The sequence below is a fragment of the Nocardia kruczakiae NBRC 101016 genome, assembly GCF_001612965.1.
GTDB lineage: Bacteria > Actinomycetota > Actinomycetes > Mycobacteriales > Mycobacteriaceae > Nocardia > Nocardia kruczakiae.
Map to the genome: position 1 here is coordinate 39,965 of NZ_BDBL01000024.1, position 25,729 is coordinate 65,693.

Genomic DNA, 25,729 nt, shown 5'->3' on the forward strand with positions numbered 1-25,729 from the left:
GGCAGCCGCCGCCGCGACCCGGCCGATCACAACGGGTTGTTCGGATCCCGTTCCGGCAGTGGGCGTTCGGTGATCACGGGGCGGCCCAGCGGATTGCGGACCCGGCGCTTGGCGGCCTGGTAGACCTGAATCGTCTCCGCCGCGACCACATCCCAGGCGAAATCGGCGGTCAGCCGATCGTGGGCCGCGTAGGCGCGCTGCTGCGCCGCGATCGGATCGTCGAGAACGGCCGTCACCGCCTCGACCAGCCCGGTCACATCCGCCGGTTCGAACGAGGCCCCGGTGACGCCGTCGATCACCAGCTCACCGAGCCCGCCCGCGGTGGAGGTCACCAGCGGCGTTCCGGCCGCCGCGGCCTCCAGGGCGACGATGCCGAACGGCTCGTAGCGGCTGGGCAGCACGATCGCGTCGGCGCCGTGCAGCCAGCCCAGCAGTTCCGCGTGGTCCAGGCGCCCGGCGAAATTCACCGCGCGCGCCACCCGGTGTACCCGTGCGCGCTCACGCAACCATTCGAACTGCGTGCCCACCCCCGCGATGGTCAGCGTGGCGCCCGGATGCGCACGCCGGATGCGCGGCAGCGCGGCGATGGCGTCCTGCACGCCCTTCTCGTATTCGAGCCGGCCCACATACAGCAGTCGCGGCGGGCCCGACCGCGGCGCCCGATCGCGAAATGTCCACGCCCCCACGTCGATTCCGTTGCGGATCACCGTCACCGGCACCAGTTCGGGGCCGTAGAGTTTTTCCACCTCGTCCTGCATCGAGGCCGAACATGTGATGAGGGCATCGGATTCGCGAGCCAGCCACCATTCGACCGAATGGACCTGCTTGTTGACCCGGCCCGAGACCCAGCCGCTGTGCCGGCCGGCCTCGGTGGCGTGGATGGTGGAGACCAGCGGCACGTCGTAGTACTCGGCCAGGGCGATCGCCGAATGCGCGACCAGCCAGTCGTGGGCGTGCACCACATCCGGCGTCCAGCCCTCGGCGATACCCGGTTTGCTCAGCGCGATCCCGGCGCGGACCATCGCGTGTCCCATGGCCAGGGTCCAGGCGAGCATGTCCTCGCCGAAGTCGAAGGCGGGCGGATCCTCGGCGACCGCGACCACCAGCACCCGTTCCTCGATGAAGGTGTGCGTGGGATGCGTCGTGGCGTCGGTACCCATGGGCCGGCGCGCCAGAACGACGACCTCGTGACCGGCGGCCGCCAGTTCGACGGCCAGATGATGGACGTGCCGGCCGAGCCCACCGACAACTACCGGTGGGTACTCCCACGACACCATCAAGATCTTCATGCCGGTCCTTCTGTTGCTCCCGCCGAGCGGTGACCGACTGCGGGGATGTCCGTACCGCGTGCGTCGAGTCGTCGCGCGTCGAGAGCGGGGAAGAATCCGTCGGCCGCGTACCATCCTGCCGCCAACTGCCGTGCTTTGGCGAGTTGGCCCGCGGTGACGGCCGCGGCGATCTCGCGGACGGCGTGTGCGTGCTGATGCGCGCGATCGCGGGCGTATCCGGCCGCGGAGTCCTTGCTGACCATGAACGCCCAGTCGCTGGACACGGCCAGAATCGCCTCGCGCAGCAGCTGATCGGCGACCGGATCACGCAGACCGTCGGACTGCGCGGCCATCTTGTCCAGCGTGTCCAGGGCCGCACGCACGATCTCGGCGTTGAGGTCGACCAGGTCGCGGACCTGATCGCCGGCCCACACCCGCCAGTCCTTCCCCGACCCCCACGACGAATCGGCCAGTTCGACCGGCGCGCCGACGAATCCGTCCGCCCGGGCATCGGCCAGGGTGCCGACGGTGACGCCGGCCTCGGGCAGGGCGCGCAGCACCTGTTCCAGCCACTGCGGCCCCTCGTGCCACCAGTGGCCGAACAGTTCGGTGTCGAAGGCCGCCACCACCAGCGCCGGCCGGCCGATCCGCTCGGATTCGGTGATCAGCCGCTCGCGCACGGTCGCCACGAAATCGGCGACATCGCGTTCGATCGCCGCCGCGGCGGCCGCGGGATCGTAGGGCGCCTTGTCCGGACCGGCGACCTGCTTGCCGGTGACGCGCGCCGGTTTGAGGCCGGTCTCGTGGTCGTAGTGGTGGAAGTCGCGGTAGTGGGCCTGGCCCGGATAGCCCGATTTCGGCGACCACACCCGATAGCTGACCTGCAGATCCCGTCCGAACGCGACCACATCGCTGTCCCACACGGGCCGGCCGAGGGTGGTGTCGCCGCGCAGCGCCGGACCGTCGACCATGAAATGCGTCACACCCGCCGCGGCATAGCCCTGTTCCATCCCCGGAGTGAAGCCACATTCCGGCGCCCAGATCCCCGCCGGGGTGTGTCCCCAGCGATGCCGCGCATCGGCCAGACCTTCGCGCAACTGGAAGTCGCGCAGGCGGGAATCGAGCAGCGGCTGGAACGGATGCGCCAGCGGACCGCCCAGCAGTTCGATCGTCTCGGCGTCGATCAGTTCCCGCCACACCGGCGAGCCGCCGTGCCGCCACCGCTGCTCGAAATCGGCGAGCGCCTCGGCGGCCAGTGCGTGTTCGTAGCCGCCCAGTTCGCGCTTGCCGGCCATCGACGCCTCGTCGGCACGCATCTGCCAGTTGCCCAGCCAGTGGTGCATGGCCGCGAGCGCGTGCGGATCGTCGAGCTGCGCGGCCAGCACCGGTGTGATGCCGAAGCTGAGCAGATGCGAACGGCCTTCCGCGGCAAGGGTTCTCAATACCCGGGCCACGGGCAGATAGGACGCCGCCCACGATTGATACAGCCATTCCTCACCCACCGGCCAGCGGCCGTGATGCACCAGCCAGGGCAGATGGGAATGCAGGACCAGGCTGAACCGGCCGGGCACCGCCTGCGAATCGCTCACGGCTTCACCGCGATGGCGACCAGATCCAGGCTGGCATCGATATCCGGATCCCACGCCGGGACGACCGGCCCGGGCGCCGGGCGCAGCTCGAAATCGTCGGTGCGCACCCCGGCCACCGCGGCGGTGAGTTCGGCGGGCCAGGGCTCACCGGCCAGCGCCCGTTCGATCTGCGCGTCGATGAACGAGCCGCCCCACTGTTCGTCGAGGGCGACCAGCGCCGGGCCGTGATGGACACCGGCCATCACGTCGACGCGGAATCCGGCCTGCTCCAGCAGTTCCGCGAGTTCGGCGGCGTTCAGTTCGCGAGTGTGGAAGGGGTTCAACGGCGTATCGCGCCCGGGCGAGAAGGTGATCCGGTTCGGCGTGCTGATCAGCAGCTGCCCGCCGGGACGCAGCACCCGCAGGCATTCGCGCAGGAATTGACCCTGATCCCAGAGATGTTCGATGACCTGGAAGTTCACCACCACGTCGACCGAGGCGTCGTCGAGCGGCAGGTCGGCGAGATTGCCCTGGATCATCTCGACCCGGGGATAGGCCGCGCGCACGTGTTCCACCGCGCTGGTGTCGTAGTCCAGCCCGATCACCCGGGTGGCGACATCGGCGATCATGTTCGCGCCGTAGCCCTCGCCGGAACCGGCCTCCAGAACCGTTGCCCCGCCGCAGCGTTCGAGCAGGCGCGCGTAGACGATCTCGTGTCGGCGGAACCAGTAGTTCTCCTCCGCGATACCCGGCACGGTCCGTTCGCCGGTCAGTGGCAGCGACTCCACCCCGGCAGACTCCCCGCTCACCGGGGAGACGACAGCCTCACTCATTGGATCGACGTTAGCGGTTGCCTGTATCACACCGGCGCCCGGACCGGCCATGGAGAACATCACACCCTAAGTTACCCGTGAGTAACTTAATGTAGGGTAATCTCCCGGTCGGAGCTTTAGATGTGACGGAGCTTTTCATGTGGACGTACGGCCACCCGATCGTGCGACCCCACCTCACGTGCCACCAGAACAGGAGGTCGACGAAGACCAATGCCGAACATCGTCGTACTGATCAAGCAGGTTCCCGACACCTGGTCCGAGCGCAAGCTCAGCGATGGTGACTACACCCTCGACCGGGAGGCCGCCGACGCGATCCTGGACGAGATCAACGAGCGTGCCGTCGAAGAGGCTCTGCTGATCAAGGAAGCCCAGGGCGGCGAGGTCACCGTTCTCGCCATGGGTCCCGAGCGTGCCACCGAGGCCATCCGCAAGGCGTTGTCCATGGGTGCCGACAAGGCCATCCACGTCAAGGACGACGCGATCCACGGCTCCGACGCCGTGCAGACCGCGTGGGTGCTCGCCGGTGCGCTGGGCCAGATCGAAGGCATCGAGCTCGTCATCGCCGGTAACGAGGCCACCGACGGCCGCGCCGGCGCCGTGCCGGCCATCATCGCCGAGTACCTGGGCATCCCGCAGCTCACCCACCTGCGCAAGCTGACCGTCGACGGCGACAAGATCTCCGGCGAGCGCGAGACCGACGAGGGCGTGTTCAAGCTCGAGGCGAACCTGCCCGCCATCGTCTCGGTCACCGAGAAGATCAACGAACCCCGCTTCCCCTCCTTCAAGGGCATCATGGCCGCGAAGAAGAAGGAAGTGCAGACGTTCACCCTGGCCGACCTGGGCATCGACCCGTCGACCGTCGGTGTGGGCAATGCGGGCACCGCAGTCTCCGCTGTTACTCCCAAGCCGCCGCGCACCGCGGGCGAGAAGGTCGTCGACGAGGGCGAGGGCGGCAACCAGGTCGCCCAGTACCTCATCGGCCAGAAGGTCATCTGAGCCCACCGAGCGCAATCACCACAGACTTCAGGAGAAGCAACATGGCAGAAGTACTCGTGCTCGTCGAGCACGCCGAAGGTGCCCCCAAGAAGGTCACCACCGAACTCCTCACCGCCGCCCGCACGCTGGGCACCCCCGCCGCGGTCGTGCTGGGTGCGCCCGGTACCGCCGACAAGCTGGCCGACGCGCTGACCTCGGCCGGTGCCGAGAAGATCTACGTCGCCGAGTCCGACGACGTCGAGGGCTTCCTGGTCACCCCGAAGGTCGACGTGCTGGCCGGTCTGGTCGAGTCGGCGTCGCCGGCCGCCGTGCTGGTCGCCGCGTCCGCCGAGGGCAAGGAGGTGTCGGGTCGCCTCGCCGCCCGCATCGGCTCGGGCCTGCTGGTCGACGTCATCGACGTGAAGTCCGACGGCACCGCCGTGCACTCCATCTTCGGTGGCGCGTTCACCGTGGACGCCAAGGCCACCGGCGACGTGCCGGTGATCTCGGTGCGCCCGGGCGCGATCGAGGCGGCCCCGCAGGCCGGCGCCGGCGAGAAGGTGACCGTCGAGGTTCCGGCTCAGGAAGAGGGCGTCACCAAGGTGACCTCCCGCGAGCCCGTCGCCGGTGGCGACCGTCCGGAACTCACCGAGGCCACCATCGTGGTCTCCGGTGGTCGCGGCGTCGGCAGCGAGGACAACTTCCACAAGGTCGTCGAGCCGCTGGCCGACGCGCTGGGTGCCGCGGTCGGCGCCTCGCGTGCCGCCGTCGACTCGGGCTACTACCCGGGCCAGTTCCAGGTCGGCCAGACCGGTAAGACCGTGTCGCCGCAGTTGTATGTGGCCCTGGGCATCTCGGGCGCGATCCAGCACCGCGCCGGCATGCAGACCTCGAAGACCATCGTCGCCGTCAACAAGGACGAAGAAGCGCCGATCTTCGAGATCAGCGACTACGGCATCGTGGGCGACCTGTTCAACGTCGCGCCGCAGCTGACCGAGGCGGTCAAGACCCACAAGGGCTGATCGAAACCCCTGCAGGGAGTACGGCTCGCCGAATCGGTACCTCGCGGTATCGGTTCGGCGAGCCGTCTGCGTTCGCGGATTCAGTCCGGCGGACGCGGCGCCTGGTTCCTGCCGACGGTGATGCCGATGACGGTCGGTATGCACAGCGCGAGCCCCCACGGCACCTCGACCCAGAACGGCCAGAAGTATCCGGCGCCGGTGGCCAGCCAGATCACGACGCACAGGATGTTGACGAAGATCCACGGCGTCCACATGATCAGCACCCAGGGCGGCACCCGCCCGGCCCGGGCGGCACCCGGCTGCTCCCGCACCGCCGGCAGATCCGACAGGATCGGCGACAACTCCCCATAAGTGCGCGCGGCATAGACCTGCTGGACCCGGTCGTCGAATTCGGCGAGATTCAATCGCCCCTCGTTCATCGCCGAGCGCAATCGCTCGACGATCTTCTCCCGGTCCGCGTCCGAGGCCCGCACGTGCTCGTTTCCCACGGGCCAAGCCTAGAGGCGACCCTCACCACGCGCCGGGGAACATCAACCGGAACCCCCACGGGCACGCGGTAATCCGCTTGCGCTCCCCGCCGCGATCGCGCGATGCGACGAACTGTCCCGGCCGCGAGAACCGCTGGTCGTCGTCGATCGCGATACCCGCCTGGACAATATCGTTGCCGCCGAACGCTAGCCGTGGCGGTGGGCGTTTCTGCGGGCAATGGCGGAAATATCCTGGGCCGTCGATGATCACGCACACGAAGACCTGCGGTTACACCTCGCCGTTGGCACCGCGCTGCACGCCGTCGCGGCGTCTTTCGAGGTGAATCGAGGCCCGGCGAACCCGCCGAGTCCGAAACACCGGCGATGAACATATTCCCTACCGAGCCGTAGATAACGAATCGGTCGCTGCCACCCGGAATTGCTGCTATCTTTGCTGTCGTCGGGTGCTGGGGCCGATCGGGATCCTCCACCGGTAGGTCGATGGTGAATTCGCCTGTCCGGTAAGCGCTTCGAGGTCCCATTCAGGTTAGGTGCAGTATCATCCTGCCTGCCGCGTTCCCGCCGTCCGACCTGAGTGTTATCCCGGCCGCGTCGTTCGCGGTCGTCGAGTAGGGAAGGACGAAGCGGCCGGAAATCCGGCACCGAGGGAACTGATGAATCAAGCTACCGCCGTGACTCTTTCGTGGATCCTCGCCGCAATTCTGATACTGACGATCGCGGGAGCTCTGTATGCCGCGTATTACGCGTCGCAGCAGCGCGCCCGCGCCCGCAGTGCCGAGGCGGAATTGCGCGCCCACGAGGACGAGCTCGAACATTTCACGAGCACCACAATGGGTTTGGTGGCCGACTCGGTGCGCCGCGCCGAATCGACGGTCGAATTGCCCGCCATCGACCGCGGCGGTTCTCGCTTCGCCCAGCTGCTGCAGCGGCTGACCGAGCGTTACGCCGACGACCTGCACCGAGTGGCCGCCGAAACCCACGAACGCACCAGCCGTGAGCTGGAATACGAAAAGCAGCAGGCGATCTCCGCCACCGAGGCCAGCATCCGCGAACAGGTCGAGAACGCCTCCCGCGAGGCGACCAGCGCCGCGGTGCGCGCGTTCGGTACCTCCGTGGTCAGCCTGGGCGCCGACGTCGGCCAGGTGGTGAGCGCCGCGCTGCGCCAGCACCGCGGCGACGACGTCTACGAGACGCTGATCCGCATCGACCACAGCGTCCAGCAGATGATCCGCCAGGCGCAGTCGTACGTGATCGTCTGTGGTGGTCTGCCCGGCCGCCGCTGGCCGCAGCAGTCGCTGACCGACATCGTCGGCGGCGCGATCGGCCGTGTCCGCGACTTCACCCGGATCCGGCCGCAGCAGCTCGACCGCGTGATCATCAGCCGTGCGGTCGAACCGCTGGTGCACACGCTGGCCACGCTGCTCGACAACGCGCTGCGGTACTCGCCGCCGACCTCGTTCGTGGACGTCACCTTCCAGGAAGGCCACCACGGCCTGACGGTGATCATCGACGACGCCGGTGTGCGGATGAACCCCGAGCAGATGGAAGAGGCCCGCCAGGTCCTCGCCGGCGAGCGCACCGTCGACATCCATCAGCTGGGCCCGACCCCGCGGGTGGGTTTCCCGGGCATCGCCGCGCTGGCCCGCCGCTACGGCTTCACCGTGTACATCGACGGCCCCAATATCTACGGTGGTATGCGCGCGATGGTCTACGTACCCGAGGGGCTGCTGGCCGCCCGGCCCGACAACCTCGAAAGCGTCACGGCCCCACCGATTTCCACACCGATCGAGGTCGCCGCGGCACCCGCCGCGGTCGCGAGCGGCAATGCCGCCCCCGCACCGGTGAGCCCCGCACCGGTGAGCCTCGCCCCGGCGCCGGCCGCCCCGGTCGCCGAGGCCGAACCGTTGCCGGCCGCGGACCCGACACCGACCGGTCAGTCGTCCACGGTGCACGAGATCACGCCGGGCGGGCTGCCGCGCCGGCGGCGGCGCAGCGTGGCGTTGCCCGCCTCCGCCCGCGGGCCCCGCACCGATACCGGACAGCCGCATACCGATACGGGCCTGCCCCGCGTCGATATCGCCGAAGCCTGGCAGACCGGTTCCACCAGCGGACGTGCAGCCGCACATGACAACTCCGAAGGGATGACATCCTGATGGCCACACCCGGCACCACCGTGACCGACGGCGACAACAAGCTGTCGTGGATGCTCGAGGATCTGACCGTTCCCGGCGTCCGATTCGCCGTACTACTGTCCGAAGACGGCCTGCGCATCGCCCACGTCGGCGCCATCTCCCTCGACGACGCCGAGCGCTTCGCCGCGGCGGCCTCGGGCCTCAGATCCCTGGGCAAGGCCCTCAGCGAATTCTGTGGCCCCGCGAATACGGTGCGGCAGAACATGACCGAGTACGACGAGGGCATGATCTTCATCACCGCAGCCGGTGAGGGCGCCCTGATCGGCGTCTCGACCATGCCCGACGTCGACGTCAGCATGGTCGCGCACCGGATGAACGAACTCGCCGTCAGAGTCGGCCGCGAACTCGGCAGCCTGCCCCGCCACAGGCCCGGTAGCGATCGGGCATGAGCAAGCACCGGCGCGATCCCGACCTGGTCCGTGCCTACGTACGCACGGGCGGACGTACCCGTGCGAGTCGTTCGGTCGACCTGGTGACACTTGTTGTGGCAGCACAGGATCCGACGCCCGGTGCCAGTCCGGACGCGCGCCGGGTTTTGAACGTCTGTAGTCGGCACGCTGCACTGTCGCTCGCCGAGGTGGCCGCATATCTCGACCTGCCGCCCTCGGTAGTGAAGATCGTGGTATCGGACCTGCTCGACAGCGGCCATCTGGTCAACCCGACCCCGGCGGATTATGTGCCGGAGGTCGCCCTGCTCGAGGAGGTACTGAATGGGCTCCGCGCTCTCGCCGTCTGAGCGCCCGACTGCCCTGTCCGAACGACCCGCCGCTGTGACCGACCGTACGGTCGACTATGTACCGGAAACGGTCACGCGCTCGGTGAAGCTATTGGTAGCAGGCAATTTCGGCGTCGGTAAGACCACGTTCGTCAGCAGCGTCTCGGAGATCCGTCCGCTGCGCACGGAAGAGACCATTACCGAGGCCAGTGTCGGTATCGACGATATGGCCGGACTCCCGGGCAAGCAGACCACCACGGTGGCCATGGATTTCGGGCGCATCACGCTCAATCCGCAACTGGCGCTGTATCTGTTCGGTACCCCGGGGCAGCGCCGATTCCTGCCGTTGTGGGAGGAGCTGGCCAACGGCGCACTCGGTGCGCTGGTGCTGGTCGACACCCGACGCATCGACAAGGCCGACGAGGTGCTGTCCATCCTCGAGGAACGCGGCGTGCCGTATTCCGTGGCCATCAACGAGTTCGACGGTGCGCATCGCTTCCCGCTCAGCGAGATCCGCGATGCGCTCGATCTGGAACCGGGCACCCCGCTCACCGCGCTGGACGCCCGTGACCGCGGCACCTGCCTGCGCTCGCTGATCACGCTGGTGGAGTTCCTGTTCCACCGGCTCGAACCGCGATCCTGAACGTTTCCGACCCGAGCAACGCCGCACCGGCCTCCGGTGCGGCGTTGTTCATATCAGGAGCTGTGCAGGGCCGCCAGCAGGGTGGTCAGGATCGGCGAGCGCCGGATATCGCTGCGGAGCACGGCCGATACCGGAATGCGCAGCGGCCGGCCCGCGAGTTTCAGGGTGGCGATACCTTCGGTGGCGCTGTCGGCGTACAGGATGGTCCAGGCGTCCGGCCGGTTGATCAATTCCATCGTCGCGGTGTGATCCGGGGGGATCGGCGGACCGTAGCTGGGCCGGGTCGGCAGTTCGGCGAACGCGTGCCGGACGACGTTGTGCAGCAGCACCTGTTCCGCCTCCGGGGGCAGCAGCAGCGGATATTTCCCCAACTCGGCCAATGTCACATCACCGCGGCCGGCCAGCGGGTGGGCCGTCGAGGCGGCGATGACGAGGTCCTCCACCCACAGCTGTTCGACCGTGAGACCGGGCTGTTCGACACTGCCTCTGATGAGAGCAAGATCACAGTCGCCATCGGCGACCGCGGCGATGCGCTGCCGGAAAGGCTTGATCACGAACTCGATTTCGGCACCCGGATGCGCTTCGCGTGCTCCGGCTATTGCCGATAGCGATCTTGTTGCGAAAGACATGTTCGCCGCCAGGCGAATGCGCGGTCCGGAGTCCCGTACAGCTGCGCGAATAGCGGATTCGAGGCTCAGCATTTGTTTCGCAAGGGGAAGTAGCCGAATAGTTGCCTCAGTCGGAACAACGGAGCGCGTGGAGCGTTCGAAGAGCTGAACACCAAGATCATGTTCGAGCCGCGCGATTTGATGACTGATAGCCGATTGCGATATGAAGCAGCGCACAGCGGCGCGACTGAAGCTCAACTCCTCGCACACCGCGACGAAGTAGGTGAGCTGACGCAGTTCCATCAAGATCTCCATTCATGAATGATCTAGATAAGAGTCATCAATATTATGCGCCCTGACCCCCGAAACATCCAGCCTATGAATCGCGTTTACTCATGACAGAAGGAGGCTGTCATGCAACACGTGGATGCGGGAATCGAAACCACCGATGTGGTCATCGTGGGTTCGGGGTTCGGCGGGCTCGCCGCCGCGAAGCAGCTCAGCAAATCGGGAATCAATTACGTGCTCATCTCGGCGACGCCGGAACACCTGTTCCAGCCGTTGCTCTATCAGGTAGCGACGGGTGTGCTCCCGTCCACCGACATCGCCCCGCCGATCGCGCAGATCCTGCGCCGGCACAAGGGCTCGGATGTACGGCTGGGCAAGGTCGTCGATATCGACGCCGATGCCGCCGTACTCACCTACGACACCGAGCAGGGCCCGCGCAAGATTCGCTACGGCTCGCTGATCGCGGCCACCGGGGCCACCCAATCGTATTTCGGCCGCGACGATTTCGCGGAGAAGACGTTCTCGCTCAAGACCATCGACGATGCCACATTGCTGCGGGCGCAGATCGAGCGCGTGTTCGCCGAGGCGGCGAAGGCCGATCCGGAAACCCGTGAACGGCTGCTGAGCTTCGTGGTCGTGGGCGCGGGCCCGACGGGCGTCGAGGTCGCCGGCCAGCTCAAGGAGCTCGCGAAGCGCCACTATCACCAGGAGATTTCGGTAACGCTGGTCGAGGGCGCCGGCGCGGTGTTGCCGCCGTTCGGCGGCAGCCTGTCGGAGTATGCGCGCACATCGTTGAGCCGCAACGGCGTCGAGGTCCTGCTGGACACCTTCGTCACCGATATCGAGGCCGGCAAGGTGACCGTGAAGACCAAGGACGGTGTCGAGCGCGGTATCGGCGCCGAGACCGTGGTGTGGTCGGCGGGTGTGGCGGCCGGCGGATTCGCCACGCTGCTGGCCGAGGCCACCGGCTGCGAAACCGACCGTGCCGGACGGCTTCTCATCAACCCGGACTGCACGGTGGGTGGGCACGCCGATATCTACGCCATCGGCGATATGACCTCGCTGAACGGCTATCCGGGCCAGTCGCCGACGGCCATGCAGGAGGGCCGCCACGTCGCCGACATCATCCGTCGCAAGAAGCAGCCCGGTACCCCGTTCGTGTACTGGGACAAGGGCTCGATGGCGGTGATCAGCCGGTTCAGCGCGGTCACCAAAATCAACGACCGCGTCAAGTTCACCGGCACCATCGCCTGGGCCACCTGGCTCGCCGTCCACCTGTTCTACCTGGTCGGCTTCCGCAACCGCTTCGTCGCGGTCCTGTCCTGGCTGGTGGCGTTCATCGGCACGGGCCGCCCGGGCTTCGACGAGAGCGACAAGCCGCAGGCGACGACGATTCCCGAGAACCGGCAAGCGGCTTAGCCCCATCCCCGCCGACGTTCCACCTTCCGGCCCGCGACGACGATGCGGGCCGGAACGCGCGGTATCGGAGTCTCAGGCCGCCCGCTCTACTTCCGCGTCGGTGGTGGCCATGGTGAACAGATCCTCGGCGAGGACATCGGGATGTACGCGCCGAATGTCGCCCGGCTCCACCGTGGCGAAGCGGCCGGAATCGAACAGCTGTTGCGCCGCACTGTTTTCGATGAGGCGGGTGATGAGCAGAGCGCCCACCCGCACGCCGCACGGGCGGACCTGCTGGTCGATCGAGTGCAGATAGTTGAGCAAGGCCGACTGCGGCACGCTCGAACTGGCCAGCGCCGCCTGCGGTTCGCGCACCGATCCCCCCTGAGCGATGAGCACGGCGCCCGAGCCGCGGGCCGCCATCGCGGGCAGTAGCGCGTGCATGATGCGCACCGGCGTGGTCAGGTTGATCGGCAGCCAGCTGCGCAGGGTGTCCGCGTCGAGCGACAACGCATCCACCGGTAGCCGGCTCACATCACCCGGGCTGTAGATCACCACGTCCGGAAGCCCGTGCGCCGCCTGCACTTCGGCGAGTGCGTGGTCGACCCGGGCGTCGTCGGCGAGGTCGGCGAGCAGCACATCCACCTCGATCTCCTCGGCCGCCAGGCGCGCCCGCAACCGTTCGAGTGTCTCGGGGTTGCGCGCGATCACCGTCACCGAATACCCCGCACGGCCGAAACGCAGCGCCGCCGACAACCCGAGCGCGGGACCCGCACCGAACACTGCCAGATGTGGCATGACCGAACCTCCATAATTTGAGAGGGCACTCAATTTGAGCGCCCTCTCAAGTTAAGGTCAAATCGAGTGGGTTTTCAAGTTGTTAGGGTGAGGCCATGGCGGAGAAGGTGGCGACTACCGGGGATGCGACCGCCGGCGCGCGTCCGCGGCGTCGTGACGCCCGGGACAATCGGGACAAGATCGCCGCGGCGGCCCGGCGGCGGTTCACGGCCGAGGGCCTCGACGCCTCGCTGAATCAGATCGCGCGCGACGCCGGAGTCAGCATCGGCACGCTCTACAACCACTTCCCCACCCGCGAAGCGCTGATCGACGACGCGCTACTCGACCTGGTCGTGGCGTCGGGCCGCAGCGCGGAGGAGGCGCTGCGGGCGGACGACCCCTGGACGGGCCTGGTCGACCATCTGACGAAGCTGGCGCAGTGGCAGGCCAACGATCGCGGCTTCACCGATATCTGCGTGTACTCGTTGCCCGCCGACAGTCCGATCGAGGTGGCGAAACATCAGGGCCACACCCTGTTCCGGCAACTGGTGGCCCGCGCGCAGGAGGCCGGGCAGCTGCGTCGCGACATCACCGAAACCGATCTCGGTCTGCTGCTGTGGTCGGTGGTGCGCGCTACCGACGGCGTGCGCGACGTCGCACCCGAGGCGTGGCGCCGGCATCTGACGGTCCTGCTCGACGGCTTACGCGCCGAGGCCGCCCATCCCCTGCCGGGCAGCGCGCTCGACCCCGACCAGGTCCGCGCGGCAATGACTCTCGGCTGAATCCCCCCGGACAGAGCAGTCCCCGGTAGTCTCCGTCGATACCTGAACTTCAGTCGTCGCTGATCGTTCGGGATATTCGACTGGCTTGCCGGGGGCCTGGCCAGATCCTGGAAACCATCTCGTGAGTCGTCCGACGTCTCGTCCGACTACGTGGTGATTTCCGGTGTTCCGGTGTATCACCAAGTCTCCTCCTGATTTTTCTCCAGTCAAGACCTCAGGAAGGAAAAACTACAGCTTGGCGAGCACTTTTTGGACCGTGAGCCAGGTGCGGGTGGTGATGTCCTTGCCGTAGACGGTCTCCATCCACGCCATGTGATTGGGAGTCCCCGCGACGGAGTTGTCGATGACCGCCAGCAGGGCCCGCGCCGGTTCGTCGAAGCGCACGATCCGCACGGCCGACGCCAGGTCGCCGGGGAGTTCGGGCGGTGCGGAGCCCGCGCGGTCCTTCACGAACGTCGCGGTGAGGTAGGTGCCGCGGGAGTGCGTGAGGCCGGGAAAGGGATCCGAATCGACCAGTTTCCGCAGTTCGTCGCGGCTGCGGATGATGGTGCCGCCGGCGATGCCCAGCTCCGCCCGCAACGCCGCCTGAATACGCGATTCCATTGCGGCGATATCGGTTTCGGTGCTGCCGAAGACGATGTTCCCGCTCGCCAGCACCGACCCGACGCCCTCGTAGCCGAGCCCCTCGAAGACCGCCCGCACCTTCTCGTTGCGCATATTCGGGTTGCTGGGCATGATCCCCCGCAACCAGGCCGCATACCGGTTCATGGGCCGAAGGCTACCCGGCGCCACCGACACCGAAGCCCTCGGTTCGGCCGCCCCGGCCGCGTGGCTATTCGGCGGATGCGTCCGGCAGGCAGCGGTAGGTGAGGTGGGCGAGCCCCGCGCCGATCGTCCGAACGGCGGTGAGCCGCAGCGGTCGCGGCGATACCGGCACCGCGTCGCCGGCCGGCTCGAACAGCCGACTACCTTCGCCCATCACCACCGGGAATACCGCCAGTCGCAGCTCGTCGACCAGGCCGCGTGCCGTCAGCGCATGGACCAGTTCGGTGCTGGCGTAGACCCTGATGTCGCCGTCGACCAGGTACTTCAGCTTCGACACCTGCTCGGCGAGATCGCCGCGCAGCACCGTCGAGTTGTTCCACTCGGGATCCGAAAGCGTCGCGGACACGACGTATTTCGGCATCCCGTTCATCCGGTCCGCGGCCGCGCCCGTGCGCTGCGGATACCGGGCGGCGAAGTATTCGTAGCTGCGCCGTCCCAGCAGCAGCGCCTGCGCCTCCAGCACATCGTCCTGGATCAGCCGCGCCCACTCCGCGCGGTCCTCCGGCGACAGCGCGGCGCGCCAATCGCCACCGCTGAAGCCCTCCTCTCCGGTCGGGTCCTGTGTCACTCCGTCGAGTGACACATTCTCGAAGACAACGATCTTTCCCATGACGGGCTCCTCTGCTCGGTGGCGGGACTGCCATGAAGACAGACACGGCGGCACCGCCCAACTGGTCGCCGCCGGACCGACAGGTTCGTGGCCGCCGCGGTGTCCATACTCGGTGGAGGTGCCATGACGGAGAGAGAAGGTGACCCGATGGCGACCGGCGACCTGATGGGCAAGGCGCGAGCGGGCGACGGTGACGCGTTCCGGGCGTTGACCGCACCGTACCGGGCGGAATTGCAGGTGCACTGCTATCGGATGCTCGGCTCGTTCCAGGACGCCGAGGACGCTCTGCAGGACACGCTACTGGCCGCCTGGCAGGGCATCGGCGCTTTCGAGGGGCGGGCCTCGCTGCGCACCTGGCTGTATCGGATCGCCACCAACCGGTGTCTGAACGCCCGCCGTGCGTCGAGCCGCCGGCAGGCGAAGGAGTGGAACGTCCCGAATGTGGAACCGCCCGAACCGTCCCGGCTCGGGGAGGTCGTCTGGTTACAGCCCTACCCCGACGCGTTGCTCGACCAGTCGCCGCCCGGCCCGGAAGCGCGCTACGAGCAGAGCGAATCGGTCTCGCTGGCATTCGTCACCGCGCTGCAGCTGCTGCCACCGCGCCAGGTCGCGGTCCTGGTGCTGCGCGATGTGCTGGGGTTCCGTGCGAACGAGACCGCCCGGATGCTGGACACGACGGTCGACTCGGTCAACAGCGCGCTCACCCGCGCCCGCGCGGCACTCGAACGCCGCCGGCCGAGCGCGCGAGCACCGGAGCCGGGGTCGGCTGCCGAGGCGGCGATCGTGGCGACATTCGCGCATGCCTGGGAGTCCGCCGATGTGGACGCGCTCGTGCGACTGCTGACCGACGACGTCTTCGTCTCGATGCCGCCGATCCCGTTCGAATATGTCGGTCATGACCTGGCGGCCCGCTTCTGCGCTGGCATCTTCGCCGCGGGGCGGCGGTTCGACCTGGTGCCGACGCGAGCCAACGGCCAGCCGGCGTTCGGCGCCTACCTGCGCGGGCCGGACGGCAGCAGTCACGGGACCGGGCTGTACGTACTGTCGCTCACCGGTGAGCGCATCAGCGCCATGGCCCGATTCGAGAGCACCGTGTTGCCGTGGTTCGGGCTGCCCCGCACGCTGCCGAGTCGGTAGGTCTTCGACAGCAACGCGAGTTCGCCGGATCAGTCCGATCCGGCGCCGACTCCCGCCTTCTTGCGTTCGATATCGGCCAGGGCGGCGGCATGCCGGGCCCGCTCCTCGGCGGCGTCGTCCCAGGCCTTCTTGCGGTTCTTGACCACCCGGGCCGGAGCGCCGACGGCGATGCTGAAATCGGGGATCTCACCCTTCACCACGGCATGGGCGCCGAGCACGCAGCCGCGGCCGACCCGAGTCTCGCGCAGCACGGTCACCTTGGCCGCGATCCAGGTGTCGGGGCCGATGCGGACCGGACTCTTCACGATGCCCTGATCCTTGATCGGCATCGTCACATCGTCCATCCGATGGTCGAAATCGCAGATGTAGCACCAGTCCGCGACCAGGGTCGATTCGCCGATCTCGATATCGAGATAGGTGTTGACGACGTTGTCCTTACCGAAGACCACCTTGTCGCCGATGCGCAGCGAACCCTCGTGGCAGCGCAACGCGTTGCCGTCGCCGATGTGCACCCATTTGCCGATCTCCATGCGGCCGAGCTCCGGGGTGGCGTGAATCTCGACATTGCGACCCAGAAAGACCATGCCGCGCAGCACGATATGCGGATTCGCCAGCCGGAATTTGAACAGCCGGTAGTACCGCACCAGGTACCACGGCGTGTATGCCCGATTGGCGAGCACCCAGCGCAGCGACGCCACGGTCAGAAAGCGCGCCTGCTCCGGATCCCGGCGGCGCGAACCCCGCCAACGCGAACGCAACGGTGCGCCCCACATGCTCGTCACGGGCCAGCTCCCTTTCCTCGGGCGACGGTTACCTCGGTGGTCACCTGATCGAGGTACCAGCGTACTTTCGCGCCGCGGACGCGCGCTTGCGCCCCGGGAAATCGGGTCGCCGACACTCCCGCGCGGCCGGGGGGCCGGTCGCATTCTCACCCAGCCCGCTGTCACGGCGGTGAATGTTCTAGTCTCGTGCAGGCCCGTTACGAACAGATGGGAGTCCAGCAGGTGCGAAGCGGCAGCCGGCGACCCGAGCGCAGCGAGCACGACCGCGGCGGACACCACCCGACGATCTTGCGCCACTCGGTGATTCGGGGAGGCGCCCCGAGGCGCGTGATCGCGGCGGTGGGCACCCTGGGCCTACTGATGCTGACCGGATGCGGCAGCAGCACCATCGACGACATCAAGGTCGGTTCCGGCAAGGGCTGGCAGTCGGCGTTCCACGACGGCCGCAACAGCGGCGCGAGTTCGGTCACCGGCGCCCGTCATCTGAGTCTGAGCTGGTCGCGGCCGATCGGCGGCCCGCTGGCGAATGCGACCACGATCGGCCCGGACGGCCAGCTGTTCGTCACCTCCCGCACCACCGCCGACTGTGTCGGCAAGCCGGGGACCACCGGCATGATCTTCTCGTTCCAGATGCCCACCGGACGCAAGCGCTTCTGCAATGCGCTGGGACCGGATGCCGTCGCGGCGGCCTCGGCCGTCGACGGGGCGAGCAATGTGTACGTGGGTGACGACGGCGCGGTGTTCTCGTTCAACCCGCTGGGGCAACCGCGCTGGCGCACTCCCGTTGCCGGCGTTCCGGTCTCGGTGCAGTTCACCCACGACGGCACCGTGCTGTCGGTGTCGCAGTCCGGTCAGGTCGACGTCCTGGACCGCCAGACCGGCGACCGCGAGGTGTCGACCTATCAGGTGCTGGGCGACCCCGACTTCCTCGCCCACCCGAATGTCACGCGCCCGCCGGACGGGCAGGGCATCGACGACTGCGCCGTCGGTGGTCCGCAGTGCGCGGTGGCGAATGTGTCTGCGCTCGACCCGAATTCGGGCCGTTTCTATCTGACCGCTTGGCGCACCGGTGCCCCTGCGGCATCCCTGGTGGCGCTGCACTACGCCGACAAGAAGGTCACCCAGGATTGGAGCGTCGACATCCTCACCGACGGCAGCGCGACGAGCCCGGCACTGTCGTCGGACGGGAAGACGCTGTACGTGGGTGACAACAGCGGACGGCTGCTCGCCGTCGACACCGCCGACGGCCACACGAAGTGGACGCAGCCGCTGGGCTTCACTCCGCGCGGCGGCATCTCCCTGCTCGACGGCCTGTTGATTCCGGCCGGCGACGACGGGCATCTGATGGCGTTGCGCGACAACGGCGACCGGGTCGATATCGCCTGGGAGCGCAAGGATCTCACCCTGCGCGGCCGTCCGGTGCAGACCGCCGGCGACACCGGCTACGTGGTGGTGCCGATGGGTGAGGCGCTGCATCTGCTGACCTTCGACACGAAGTCGGGTAAGACGATCGCCTCCGCCCCACTGCCCGGTGCGCAGGGTACGACGGTGTCCACCGCGATCGGGCCCGACGGTCAGGTCGTGGTCGGCACCCGGATCGGCGAACTGTTCGCCTTCACTCCGGACCGCTGACCGCCGAGCTCACCGGGCGGGCGGGGTTTCGCAGACGAATGCCGTTGCGGTCCGGCCGATCCGGGTGATCACCACGGTGTGCGGGGTGCTGCCCCGGGGTTTGATCCGGCGCCGCAGCGCATCGGGATCGACGTCGACGCCGCGGATCAGGATCTCGAGCGGACCGCAGTCGCGGCGCTGCAGTTCGGCGCGCAGCGCCTTCTCCCGGAATTCCAGCCGATCCAGAACGCGGAACCCGCGCACCCCCGGCGGCACGGTGTCGCCGGTGAGGTAGGCGATGCGCGGATCCAGTTGCCAGAGGCCGTATCTCGCGGCGTAATGGCGGACCAGGCCCGCCCGGACCACCGCGCCGTCCGGGTCGACGAGCCAGGTTCCGGGCTCGCGTTCGGGAAGGTCGTCGGGCTCGGCATCGGTCAGCGACCACGACGAACCGTCGCTACGCAACACCGTCGCCCGTCTGGTCACCCCGGATTCGGTGAGTCCGCGCGACCACAGGCAGGCTTCGCGCACGGCGCCGTCGAGGGAGACCACCTCGACCTCACCGTCCCAGGAGAGCCCCTCATAACCGTCGGCCGCCGTCCGGTCCACTCGCGCGGGCAGGGGTTGCGCGTCCGACCGCCGCAGCGCGAAACGGTCGAAATCCAGTCCGGGAGCGCATTTCACGACCAGATCGCGGTCACGATGGACGGCCAGCAGCTGCGGTAAGGGTGGTTGCAGCCGATCCGGATCGTGGGTGCGCCGGCCTCCCGCGCGCCGCGCCGGATCGGCGATCACCACGGTGCCGGTACTGCACGGCCGCAGCGCGTCGGCCTGCAGCAGAGCGACATTCGGCGCGTCCGCCAGATTGTGCGCGGCCATCGCCAGTCGCACCCGGTCCAGATCGCTGCCGAGCACCGCCGGGCATTCCCGCCGCAGCGCGGCCAGCTCCGCGCCGACCGAGCACGTGACGTCGTGCACGGCACGCCCCGCCAGCCGCCGGGCCCGATGCCGCGCCACGAGACTCGGCGTCGCCTGTTGCAGGGCGTCGTCGGTGAACAGCCACCCGGCCGCGTCGTCGAGTTTGGCCGCCGCGCGCCGGCGCAGCCGCACGGTCTCCACCAGTGCGGCCGTCCGGTCGCCGTAGTCGCGCCGCAGGGTATCCAGATCCCGCAGCATCGTCGCGGGCGTCAGCGCACGTTCTCCGACCGCGGACAGCGCGTCCCGGCCGGCCGCACTGTCCAGATAGTCGACGTCTCGCGAGGTGAACGAATATCCCATCAGCGCGGCCCCGACCGGTGCGAAACAGCCTGCCGCCCACTACTTTCCGGCGGCACCCGGCTTCACGCCGGTGATCATGGCGTTGTAGAAGAACTGGCGCGGCACCACGTGGCGCAGCACCTTCTCGTCGAGTTTGCTCAGACCGAGCCACGCCTTGTACTGCGCCATCCGGTAGCGCCAGGTCAGCTTCTCCTCCGGCACCGCGGCCTCGAAGGTGCGCACCGGCCAGCCCCACAGCGCGGCGGCGAATTCCTCGGTCTCGGCGTGCACCTGCACCGCGCCCGCGCTGCGGGCGATCTGCTCGAGTTCGGAGGGATCGAAGGTGTGCAGGTCGACCACGGCCTCCAGGGCCGCGGCCCGCGACGACTCGTCCAGTTCGGCCTGCGGTCGCCGCCAGTCGGACAGGAACGGCAGCTTCGTCACCTCGGTGGTGACCTTCCAGGTGATCTGGCCCAGTTTGCGGGCGTAGAAGTTGCCGATGGTGGTCGGCTCACCGGCGAAGACGAAGCGGCCGCCCGGCTTCAGCACCCGCAGGCATTCCCGCAGCGCCTGCTCCACGTCCGGAATGTGGTGCAGCACAGCATGTCCCACGACCAGGTCGAAGGTGTTGTCCTCGTAGGGGATGGTCTCGGCGTCGGCGACGCGGCCGTCGACATCCAGCCCCAGATTCTGCGCGTTGCGGGTGGCGACCTTGACCATGCCCGGCGAGAGGTCGGTCACCGAACCGGTTTTCGCCACCCCGGCCTGCATCAGATTCAACAGGAAGAAACCGGTGCCGCAACCGAGTTCGAGGGCCCGCTCGTACGGCAGCGGCGCATTCGGGGCGACGGCGTCGAAGCGGCCGCGCGCGTACTCGATGCACCGCTCGTCGTAGGAGATGGACCATTTGTCGTCGTAGGTCTCCGCCTCCCAGTCGTGGTAGAGGACCTGCGCGAGCTTGTTGTCGGTGAGCGCGGCCTGGACCTCGGCCTCGGTGGCGTGCGGGTTCGGCGCGGGGTCGTCAAGACGTGCGGTCATGGTCGCACAGCGTATCGAGTGATCACACGGAGTGGGTCAGCGGCCCAGGAATTCCGCGGCGCCCGGACCGGACGCCGAATAAGAACGTGTTCCTACGCTGCGGTCTTCGGTGCCGAACAGCTCCGCCCACTCCGCGCGGGCGCGGTCGAGGCCGTGCGGACCGGCCTCGAAGACCCGTTTCGCGGCGGCCAGCGCGCGGGCCGGACCGGTGGTGAACTGCCGCGCCCATCGCAGCGCCGCACCGAAGACGTCGTCGGGGGCGACCACCTCGTCGACCAGCCCGATCGCCGCCGCCTCCTCGGCATCGACATAGCGGCCGGTGTACACCAGATCCTTGGCCGGGCCCGGGCCCACGAGCAGCCCCAGCCGGCGGATACCGGCCACCGGGATCAGGCCCGCCCGGATCTGCGGCAAGCCCAGCTTCACGTTGTCACCGATCAACCGGCGGTCGGCGCCGAGAGCGAGCTCGAGTCCCGCACCGACCGCGTACCCGGTGACGGCGGCGATCGTCGGCTGCGGAATCCGGGCCAGACAACCCAGCGCCTGCTGCAGATCGGCGGCGACGGCGCCGGCCTGCCCGGGCGTCCAGCGCGCGAGTTCGTCGACGTCGTCGCCCGCGCTGAAGATTCGCTCGTCGCCGTAGACGATCACGGCCCGCACCTCGTCATCCGCCGCGAGGGCGTCGGCGGCCGCCTCGAGTTCCAGCGCCGCCTGCAGATCGATGAGATTCAGCGGCGGCCGCGCGAAACGCAGTACGGCGATTCCCGCCTCGACACGGTCCACGGTCACGAATTCGGCCACGGCGGCGAGCCTACTGTGCGCGGCGGGACGCACCGGACGTCGGGATGTGCGCGCGGGCTCAGTCTCGCTTCGAACCCTGCAGCCGGGACGCGTCCGGCATATCGGCGAAATAGCGGGTGTTGTTCGGAAACTGCAGCATCGGCTGACCGTCGACCGGTTCGAAGATCGGCATGATCGGGCTGATCGCGCGGTCGGCCGCGAGAATCTCTGCCGTGGAGGCGAATTCGGCGATCGAGCTCAGCTGCGTCCAGGTCGGCGGCAGCAAGACGTCCTCGCCGGCCCGCCAGCGATCCAGCGCCTGCGCCGGGGTCCGCCACGCGACGTCGTGCGCCTCGGTGGTGGCGCCGTCGGCGCGCTGCCCCTCGGGCAGGACCGCGACGAAGAAGTAGGTGTCGTAGCGGCGCGGTTCCACCACCGGGGTGATCCAGTTGTCCCACGGGCGCAGCAGATCCGCACGCAGGACCAGCTTCTCGTTCGCCAGGAAGTCGCCGAACGACAGCTCGCGGCGCTCGAGCTTCTCCCGGGCACTGCGGTAGGCGACGGTGTCGGAGACCACGGTGTCGGCGGTCGGGCCCGCCAGCAGCACACCGCATTCCTCGAACGTCTCCCGGACCGCGGCACACACCAGTGCCTGCGCGCGAGCGCGGTCGACCCCGAAACGCTGCCCCCACCAGGTCGGGTCCGGCCCGGCCCAGCCGATTTCCGCATCGGCGTCGGAGGGGTCGACACCACCGCCGGGAAAGACCGTCATGCCGGCCGCGAAGGCCATCGCCTTGACCCGTCGTTGCAGGAAAACCTCCGGACCGGATGCGCCGTCACGCACGAGCACTACGGTCGAAGCGCCCTTCGGCGCCGGTGGTTCGGCCGGGGTTTCCGCAACAGATTCACTCACGATCGCACCATAACGCGCGCTCGGTTCCGATCGGCAGCAGGTGTCCGAAAGCGGCGCCGGCGCCCGGGTTCAGGCGCGGTGGCGGCCGAAGCGTTGCGAGCGCCGCGCGAAATACCGTCCGTCGATGCGATCGAGGGCGATGGACTGGCGGAAGGCCTCGCTGAGATTCTCCGCGGTCAGCACATCGGAGAGCAGGCCCTGGGCGATCACATCGCCCTCGTTGAGCAGCAGCGCGTGGGTGAAACCGGGCGGAATCTCCTCGACGTGATGGGTGACCAGCACGGTCGCCGGAGCATCCGGGTCGGCGGCCAGATCGCCCAGTTGCTCGACCAGTTCCTCGCGGCCACCCAGATCCAGGCCCGCGGCCGGTTCGTCGAGCAGCAGCAGTTCGGGATCGGTCATCAGGGCGCGGGCGATGAGGACGCGTTTGCGTTCGCCCTCGGACAGGGTTCCGTAGGCGCGGTCGGAAAGGTGTTCGGCGCCCAGGCTTTCCAGGATGTCGACGGCGCGATCGGTGTCGACCTCGTCGTAGCGCTCGCGCCAGCGGCCCATCACGGCGTACCCCGCCGACACCACCAGATCCGACACCTTCTCCTCCACCGGGATCCGACTGGCCACCGCGGCCGACGACAAGCCGATGCGCGGGCGCAGTTCGCTGATGTCGGTCTTGCCGAGCACCTCGCCCAGCAGCGTGGCCGACCCCGACGTCGGATACAGCTCGGCGGCGGCCATCCGCAGCAGCGACGTCTTCCCGGCGCCGTTGGGGCCGAGCACGACCCAGCGTTCGTCGAGCTCCACCTGCCAGGTGACGGGACCCACCAGCGTGTGGCCCGACCGCCGGACGGTCACCTCGTTGAAGTCGATGAGCAGATCGGGATCCGGTTGCGGCACGAGCTCCATCTTTGCCGACGCGCTCGATCCGTTGCCAACGTGGTCGGTGTGCACGCTATCCGTCATAGTCGGCCTCCCGCTCCCTCACGATCCGAATCTGCCATTGCCGCAGTGAGATTCCGCACGTTTGAGCACCCTACGGTGCCACCGCGATCACCGTCATCGAACCCGGCGCCACTTCGGTGAATCCGGCATCCCGCACCGCGGCGATCGTCTTGGGCCCGGCGCCGCCGTTCACCCGGGCGCACAGCCGGGCCCAGTGCTCCGGCTCCGCGTCACGGACCGCGCAGCGGAATCCATGCTCGGCCCAGGCGAAGGCCTGTTGCACCGGGAGCGCACCGGCCAGCAACATGCTCGCGTGACCGACCTGCGCCGCCGCCTTGCCGACGGTCATACCCAGGGCCGAATTGACCCACAGCACAGGCAATTCCGGATCGGGCGGGCCGGGTTCGTCGTGTTCGAGGTCGGTCCCACCGATCTGCAGTTTGCGGATGCGCGGGTCGACCTCGCCCACCGGGCTCGGCACCAGGGCGCGGGCCTGGGCGCCACCCACGTCGATCGTGATGCCCTCGACATCGCCGGCCGAGATCCACTGCGCACCCCGCGCTCGCCGCGCCACCTTCCGGATCCGCGACCGCTTCCACGCGAGATAGCGCGGCTCCCATTCCCCGCCCGGGCCGACGCGTGGATCCAGGCACAGCGCGACGGCCGCAGCCGCGGCCGCCTCCAGCACCGCACTGCGCAGCGGCGGTTCGGCTTTCGGAATGTGCAGGACCATCTGCATCGCCTGCACTTGCGCGGGATCGTCCGGATCGCCGCCGCCACCGTAGCCGAGCGCCAGCTCCGCATGCCGGGCGCGGAAACCGGAATCCAGCACGAGCGGCGGTGCGGCGCCGGGGCCGGGCGCGTCGAGCTCGGGTTCGGTCATCAGCTCAGCGGTACCCGACGCAGCAGACCGTCGCGGGCGTCCGCGGCCTCGACCTCGTCGCGGGTGACACCGAGGATGAACAACACCGCGTCCAGGAACGGGTGCGACAGCGCCGTGTCGGCGACCTCCCGCAGTGCGGGCTTGGCCTGGAAGGCGATACCCAGGCCGGCCGCGTTGAGCATGTCGATGTCGTTGGCGCCGTCGCCGACCGCGACGGTCTGTTCCATCGGCACACCGGCCTCGGCCGCGAAACGCCGCAGCGCCACCGCCTTTCCGGGCCGGTCGACGATCTCGCCGATGACCTGGCCGGTGAGCTTGCCGTCAACCACCTCGAGGGTGTTGGCGTGCACGAAATCCAATTCGAGCTCGTGCGCCAGCGGTTCGATGACCTGGCGGAAGCCGCCCGAGACCACGCCGCAGCGGAATCCGAGCCTGCGCAGGGTCCGAATGGTGGTCCGCGCGCCGGGGGTCAGTTCGATCCGCTCGGCGACCTGATCGATCACCGTCTCGTCCAGTCCGGTGAGGGTGGCGACGCGCTGGCGCAGCGATTCGGCGAAGTCGATCTCCCCGCGCATCGCGGCCTCGGTGACCTTGCGGACCTCCTCCTCGACACCGGCGTGCGCGGCCAGCATCTCGATCACCTCACCCTGGATGAGGGTGGAGTCGACGTCGAAGACGATGAGCCGCTTGGCCCGCCGGGCCAGACCCGCGCGCTCGACGGCGACGTCGACCTTCTCCTTCGCGGCGACCTCGGCCAGCGCCGTGCGCAGGCGGGTCTCGGCCAGCGGGTCCTCGGTGGCCGGTGCGGTGACCATCAGTTCGAGGCCGGTCACGGGATAGTCGGCGATGCCGCGGATGGAGTCGATGTTGACCTCCTGCGCGGCCAGTGTGCGGGCGATCGTGCTGAACGCGCGAGCGGTCACCGGGCTGCCGAGCACCACCACCGCGTGCGTGGACAGCGGCGCCCCGGAGACCGAGTTGGCGCCGATCTCGACATCGACCTGCATGCCGACCGTCGCCATCGCGTCCTCGAGCTGATCCTGCAGGTCCTCCGGATCGCCGGGGCTCGTCACCAGCACACCGAGGGTCAGCCGGCCCCGGATCACGACCTGCTCCACATCCAGCAGGCTCACGCCGTGCCGGGACAGCGCCGCCAGCAGCACCGAGGTCACGCCCGGTTTATCGGGTCCGGTGACCGTGATCAGCACCGTCGTCTCGGTGGCGGTGCCACGATCGGACTCGGACGTGCCCACGCGCAACTCCATCTCTTCGTCACAGCTCCTCGCGCCGGCGATCGCGGTGCGCCGACGGCCAGCGAACATTCTCTCAGGTCGGGTGCGGCCACCGGCGCGCACCGGTCACCCGGAGGCACCGCCACACCCTCCGGCCCGGCGCGGCAC

At 68.6% G+C, this 25,729-nt stretch carries 27 protein-coding genes; 10 read left to right on the forward strand and 17 right to left on the reverse strand.

Features of this window, described 5'->3' with window-relative positions:
- Window positions 1–26: 26 nt before the first annotated feature.
- Genes NK1_RS17935 through NK1_RS17945 form a run of 3 tightly spaced genes read right to left on the reverse strand, consistent with a single transcriptional unit; the run spans window position 27 to window position 3,669 of the window.
- Complete coding sequence (locus tag NK1_RS17935; RefSeq protein WP_036504044.1) at window positions 27–1,289, reverse strand: glycosyltransferase family 4 protein; 1,263 nt, start codon at window positions 1,287–1,289, stop codon at window positions 27–29.
- A complete protein-coding gene (locus NK1_RS17940; protein ID WP_063010071.1) occupies window positions 1,286–2,857 on the reverse strand; it encodes a 1,4-alpha-glucan branching protein domain-containing protein in 1,572 nt (523 codons plus the stop codon). The genes NK1_RS17935 and NK1_RS17940 overlap by 4 nt, the downstream gene beginning before the upstream one ends.
- Window positions 2,854–3,669: a class I SAM-dependent methyltransferase gene (locus tag NK1_RS17945; protein WP_063010073.1), complete on the reverse strand. Its 816-nt coding sequence runs from the start codon at window positions 3,667–3,669 to the stop codon at window positions 2,854–2,856. Before NK1_RS17945 ends, NK1_RS17940 begins: the two co-directional genes overlap by 4 nt.
- 210 nt (window positions 3,670–3,879) lie before the next feature.
- On the opposite strand from NK1_RS17945, the gene NK1_RS17950 reads away from it, so the two are divergent.
- Window positions 3,880–4,665 (forward strand): electron transfer flavoprotein subunit beta/FixA family protein, encoded by a 786-nt coding sequence (locus NK1_RS17950; protein ID WP_063010075.1) that lies wholly within the window; start codon window positions 3,880–3,882, stop codon window positions 4,663–4,665.
- Between the two features lie 41 nt (window positions 4,666–4,706).
- Window positions 4,707–5,666: an electron transfer flavoprotein subunit alpha/FixB family protein gene (locus NK1_RS17955; RefSeq protein WP_036504049.1), complete on the forward strand. Its 960-nt coding sequence runs from the start codon at window positions 4,707–4,709 to the stop codon at window positions 5,664–5,666.
- 80 nt (window positions 5,667–5,746) lie between these two features.
- Here the strand turns inward: NK1_RS17955 and NK1_RS17960 are convergent, their stop codons facing one another.
- Together NK1_RS17960 and NK1_RS17965 are read right to left on the reverse strand one after the other, a co-directional pair.
- Window positions 5,747–6,154, reverse strand: coding sequence for a DUF1707 domain-containing protein (locus NK1_RS17960; protein ID WP_063010077.1), 408 nt, complete (start codon window positions 6,152–6,154; stop codon window positions 5,747–5,749).
- 22 nt (window positions 6,155–6,176) lie between these two features.
- Complete coding sequence (locus tag NK1_RS17965) at window positions 6,177–6,404, reverse strand: hypothetical protein (RefSeq protein ID WP_063010079.1); 228 nt, start codon at window positions 6,402–6,404, stop codon at window positions 6,177–6,179.
- Window positions 6,405–6,825: 421 nt separating this feature from the next.
- Between NK1_RS17965 and NK1_RS17970 the strand changes: the two genes are divergently transcribed.
- Genes NK1_RS17970 through NK1_RS17985 form a run of 4 tightly spaced genes read left to right on the forward strand, consistent with a single transcriptional unit; the run spans window position 6,826 to window position 9,704 of the window.
- Window positions 6,826–8,307 carry an ATP-binding protein gene (locus tag NK1_RS17970; RefSeq protein WP_281189161.1) on the forward strand — a complete coding sequence of 494 codons (1,482 nt, stop codon included), beginning with the start codon at window positions 6,826–6,828 and terminating at the stop codon, window positions 8,305–8,307.
- Window positions 8,307–8,735 (forward strand): roadblock/LC7 domain-containing protein, encoded by a 429-nt coding sequence (locus NK1_RS17975; protein WP_051024835.1) that lies wholly within the window; start codon window positions 8,307–8,309, stop codon window positions 8,733–8,735. Before NK1_RS17970 ends, NK1_RS17975 begins: the two co-directional genes overlap by 1 nt.
- A complete protein-coding gene (locus tag NK1_RS17980; protein ID WP_036504052.1) occupies window positions 8,732–9,082 on the forward strand; it encodes a DUF742 domain-containing protein in 351 nt (116 codons plus the stop codon). Before NK1_RS17975 ends, NK1_RS17980 begins: the two co-directional genes overlap by 4 nt.
- Window positions 9,057–9,704 (forward strand): GTP-binding protein, encoded by a 648-nt coding sequence (locus NK1_RS17985; protein WP_083871019.1) that lies wholly within the window; start codon window positions 9,057–9,059, stop codon window positions 9,702–9,704. Before NK1_RS17980 ends, NK1_RS17985 begins: the two co-directional genes overlap by 26 nt.
- A gap of 53 nt (window positions 9,705–9,757) precedes the next feature.
- Here NK1_RS17985 and NK1_RS17990 read toward each other — a convergent pair whose 3' ends face one another.
- A complete protein-coding gene (locus NK1_RS17990; RefSeq protein ID WP_063010227.1) occupies window positions 9,758–10,615 on the reverse strand; it encodes a LysR family transcriptional regulator in 858 nt (285 codons plus the stop codon).
- Window positions 10,616–10,726: 111 nt separating this feature from the next.
- On the opposite strand from NK1_RS17990, the gene NK1_RS17995 reads away from it, so the two are divergent.
- On the forward strand, window positions 10,727–12,019 hold the full coding sequence (locus tag NK1_RS17995) for an NAD(P)/FAD-dependent oxidoreductase (protein ID WP_063010083.1): 1,293 nt from the start codon (window positions 10,727–10,729) through the stop codon (window positions 12,017–12,019).
- A 72-nt stretch (window positions 12,020–12,091) separates the two neighbouring features.
- Here NK1_RS17995 and NK1_RS18000 read toward each other — a convergent pair whose 3' ends face one another.
- Window positions 12,092–12,796: an SDR family NAD(P)-dependent oxidoreductase gene (locus NK1_RS18000; RefSeq protein ID WP_063010085.1), complete on the reverse strand. Its 705-nt coding sequence runs from the start codon at window positions 12,794–12,796 to the stop codon at window positions 12,092–12,094.
- 95 nt (window positions 12,797–12,891) lie between these two features.
- On the opposite strand from NK1_RS18000, the gene NK1_RS18005 reads away from it, so the two are divergent.
- A complete protein-coding gene (locus tag NK1_RS18005) occupies window positions 12,892–13,557 on the forward strand; it encodes a TetR/AcrR family transcriptional regulator (RefSeq protein ID WP_063010087.1) in 666 nt (221 codons plus the stop codon).
- Window positions 13,558–13,785: 228 nt separating this feature from the next.
- On the opposite strand, the gene NK1_RS18010 is transcribed toward NK1_RS18005, so the two are convergent.
- Together NK1_RS18010 and NK1_RS18015 are read right to left on the reverse strand one after the other, a co-directional pair.
- Window positions 13,786–14,325 carry a DUF1697 domain-containing protein gene (locus tag NK1_RS18010; protein ID WP_063010089.1) on the reverse strand — a complete coding sequence of 180 codons (540 nt, stop codon included), beginning with the start codon at window positions 14,323–14,325 and terminating at the stop codon, window positions 13,786–13,788.
- Window positions 14,326–14,389: 64 nt separating this feature from the next.
- Window positions 14,390–14,992, reverse strand: a complete 603-nt coding sequence (locus NK1_RS18015; protein ID WP_063010091.1) for a dihydrofolate reductase family protein — start codon at window positions 14,990–14,992, stop codon at window positions 14,390–14,392.
- A 147-nt stretch (window positions 14,993–15,139) separates the two neighbouring features.
- Between NK1_RS18015 and NK1_RS18020 the strand changes: the two genes are divergently transcribed.
- Window positions 15,140–16,129: a sigma-70 family RNA polymerase sigma factor gene (locus tag NK1_RS18020; RefSeq protein ID WP_063010093.1), complete on the forward strand. Its 990-nt coding sequence runs from the start codon at window positions 15,140–15,142 to the stop codon at window positions 16,127–16,129.
- Window positions 16,130–16,158: 29 nt separating this feature from the next.
- Here NK1_RS18020 and NK1_RS18025 read toward each other — a convergent pair whose 3' ends face one another.
- A complete protein-coding gene (locus tag NK1_RS18025; protein ID WP_174372322.1) occupies window positions 16,159–16,902 on the reverse strand; it encodes an acyltransferase in 744 nt (247 codons plus the stop codon).
- 336 nt (window positions 16,903–17,238) lie between these two features.
- Between NK1_RS18025 and NK1_RS18030 the strand changes: the two genes are divergently transcribed.
- Complete coding sequence (locus NK1_RS18030) at window positions 17,239–18,543, forward strand: outer membrane protein assembly factor BamB family protein (protein ID WP_245660632.1); 1,305 nt, start codon at window positions 17,239–17,241, stop codon at window positions 18,541–18,543.
- Window positions 18,544–18,552: 9 nt separating this feature from the next.
- Here NK1_RS18030 and NK1_RS18035 read toward each other — a convergent pair whose 3' ends face one another.
- The 7 genes from NK1_RS18035 to serB all read right to left on the reverse strand — a co-directional run bounded on the left by NK1_RS18035 (window position 18,553) and on the right by serB (window position 25,582).
- Window positions 18,553–19,800, reverse strand: a complete 1,248-nt coding sequence (locus tag NK1_RS18035; RefSeq protein ID WP_063010095.1) for a class I SAM-dependent methyltransferase — start codon at window positions 19,798–19,800, stop codon at window positions 18,553–18,555.
- Between the two features lie 39 nt (window positions 19,801–19,839).
- The gene (locus NK1_RS18040) at window positions 19,840–20,817 is read right to left on the reverse strand and encodes a class I SAM-dependent methyltransferase (protein ID WP_039779972.1); all 978 of its coding nucleotides are present in this window, start codon (window positions 20,815–20,817) and stop codon (window positions 19,840–19,842) included.
- Window positions 20,818–20,853: 36 nt separating this feature from the next.
- Window positions 20,854–21,618 (reverse strand): enoyl-CoA hydratase-related protein, encoded by a 765-nt coding sequence (locus tag NK1_RS18045; protein ID WP_063010097.1) that lies wholly within the window; start codon window positions 21,616–21,618, stop codon window positions 20,854–20,856.
- Window positions 21,619–21,676: 58 nt separating this feature from the next.
- The gene (locus NK1_RS18050) at window positions 21,677–22,510 is read right to left on the reverse strand and encodes an NUDIX hydrolase (protein ID WP_063010099.1); all 834 of its coding nucleotides are present in this window, start codon (window positions 22,508–22,510) and stop codon (window positions 21,677–21,679) included.
- A gap of 69 nt (window positions 22,511–22,579) precedes the next feature.
- On the reverse strand, window positions 22,580–23,410 hold the full coding sequence (locus tag NK1_RS18055) for an ABC transporter ATP-binding protein (RefSeq protein ID WP_063010101.1): 831 nt from the start codon (window positions 23,408–23,410) through the stop codon (window positions 22,580–22,582).
- Between the two features lie 127 nt (window positions 23,411–23,537).
- Entirely contained in the window at window positions 23,538–24,329 is a 792-nt protein-coding gene (locus NK1_RS18060; protein WP_063010103.1) for a peptidyl-tRNA hydrolase, read from the reverse strand.
- Complete coding sequence (gene serB, locus NK1_RS18065; RefSeq protein WP_036504167.1) at window positions 24,329–25,582, reverse strand: phosphoserine phosphatase SerB; 1,254 nt, start codon at window positions 25,580–25,582, stop codon at window positions 24,329–24,331. Before serB ends, NK1_RS18060 begins: the two co-directional genes overlap by 1 nt.
- Between the last annotated feature and the right edge of the window lie 147 nt (window positions 25,583–25,729).

Bases quoted from the DNA above. Each gene is read 5' to 3' on its own strand.
- NK1_RS17935 (WP_036504044.1), bottom strand. From the start codon at position 1,289: ATGAAGATCTTGATGGTGTCGTGGGAGTACCCACCGGTAGTTGTCGGT.
- NK1_RS17945 (WP_063010073.1), bottom strand. From the start codon at position 3,669: ATGAGTGAGGCTGTCGTCTCCCCGGTGAGCGGGGAGTCTGCCGGGGTG.
- NK1_RS17950 (WP_063010075.1), top strand. From the start codon at position 3,880: ATGCCGAACATCGTCGTACTGATCAAGCAGGTTCCCGACACCTGGTCC.
- NK1_RS17955 (WP_036504049.1), top strand. From the start codon at position 4,707: ATGGCAGAAGTACTCGTGCTCGTCGAGCACGCCGAAGGTGCCCCCAAG.
- NK1_RS17975 (WP_051024835.1), top strand. From the start codon at position 8,307: ATGGCCACACCCGGCACCACCGTGACCGACGGCGACAACAAGCTGTCG.
- NK1_RS17980 (WP_036504052.1), top strand. From the start codon at position 8,732: ATGAGCAAGCACCGGCGCGATCCCGACCTGGTCCGTGCCTACGTACGC.
- NK1_RS17985 (WP_083871019.1), top strand. From the start codon at position 9,057: ATGGGCTCCGCGCTCTCGCCGTCTGAGCGCCCGACTGCCCTGTCCGAA.
- NK1_RS17990 (WP_063010227.1), bottom strand. From the start codon at position 10,615: ATGGAACTGCGTCAGCTCACCTACTTCGTCGCGGTGTGCGAGGAGTTG.
- NK1_RS17995 (WP_063010083.1), top strand. From the start codon at position 10,727: ATGCAACACGTGGATGCGGGAATCGAAACCACCGATGTGGTCATCGTG.
- NK1_RS18000 (WP_063010085.1), bottom strand. From the start codon at position 12,796: ATGCCACATCTGGCAGTGTTCGGTGCGGGTCCCGCGCTCGGGTTGTCG.
- NK1_RS18005 (WP_063010087.1), top strand. From the start codon at position 12,892: ATGGCGGAGAAGGTGGCGACTACCGGGGATGCGACCGCCGGCGCGCGT.
- NK1_RS18010 (WP_063010089.1), bottom strand. From the start codon at position 14,325: ATGAACCGGTATGCGGCCTGGTTGCGGGGGATCATGCCCAGCAACCCG.
- NK1_RS18015 (WP_063010091.1), bottom strand. From the start codon at position 14,992: ATGGGAAAGATCGTTGTCTTCGAGAATGTGTCACTCGACGGAGTGACA.
- NK1_RS18020 (WP_063010093.1), top strand. From the start codon at position 15,140: ATGGCGACCGGCGACCTGATGGGCAAGGCGCGAGCGGGCGACGGTGAC.
- NK1_RS18025 (WP_174372322.1), bottom strand. From the start codon at position 16,902: ATGTGGGGCGCACCGTTGCGTTCGCGTTGGCGGGGTTCGCGCCGCCGG.
- NK1_RS18035 (WP_063010095.1), bottom strand. From the start codon at position 19,800: ATGGGATATTCGTTCACCTCGCGAGACGTCGACTATCTGGACAGTGCG.
- NK1_RS18040 (WP_039779972.1), bottom strand. From the start codon at position 20,817: ATGACCGCACGTCTTGACGACCCCGCGCCGAACCCGCACGCCACCGAG.
- NK1_RS18055 (WP_063010101.1), bottom strand. From the start codon at position 23,410: ATGGAGCTCGTGCCGCAACCGGATCCCGATCTGCTCATCGACTTCAAC.
- NK1_RS18060 (WP_063010103.1), bottom strand. From the start codon at position 24,329: ATGACCGAACCCGAGCTCGACGCGCCCGGCCCCGGCGCCGCACCGCCG.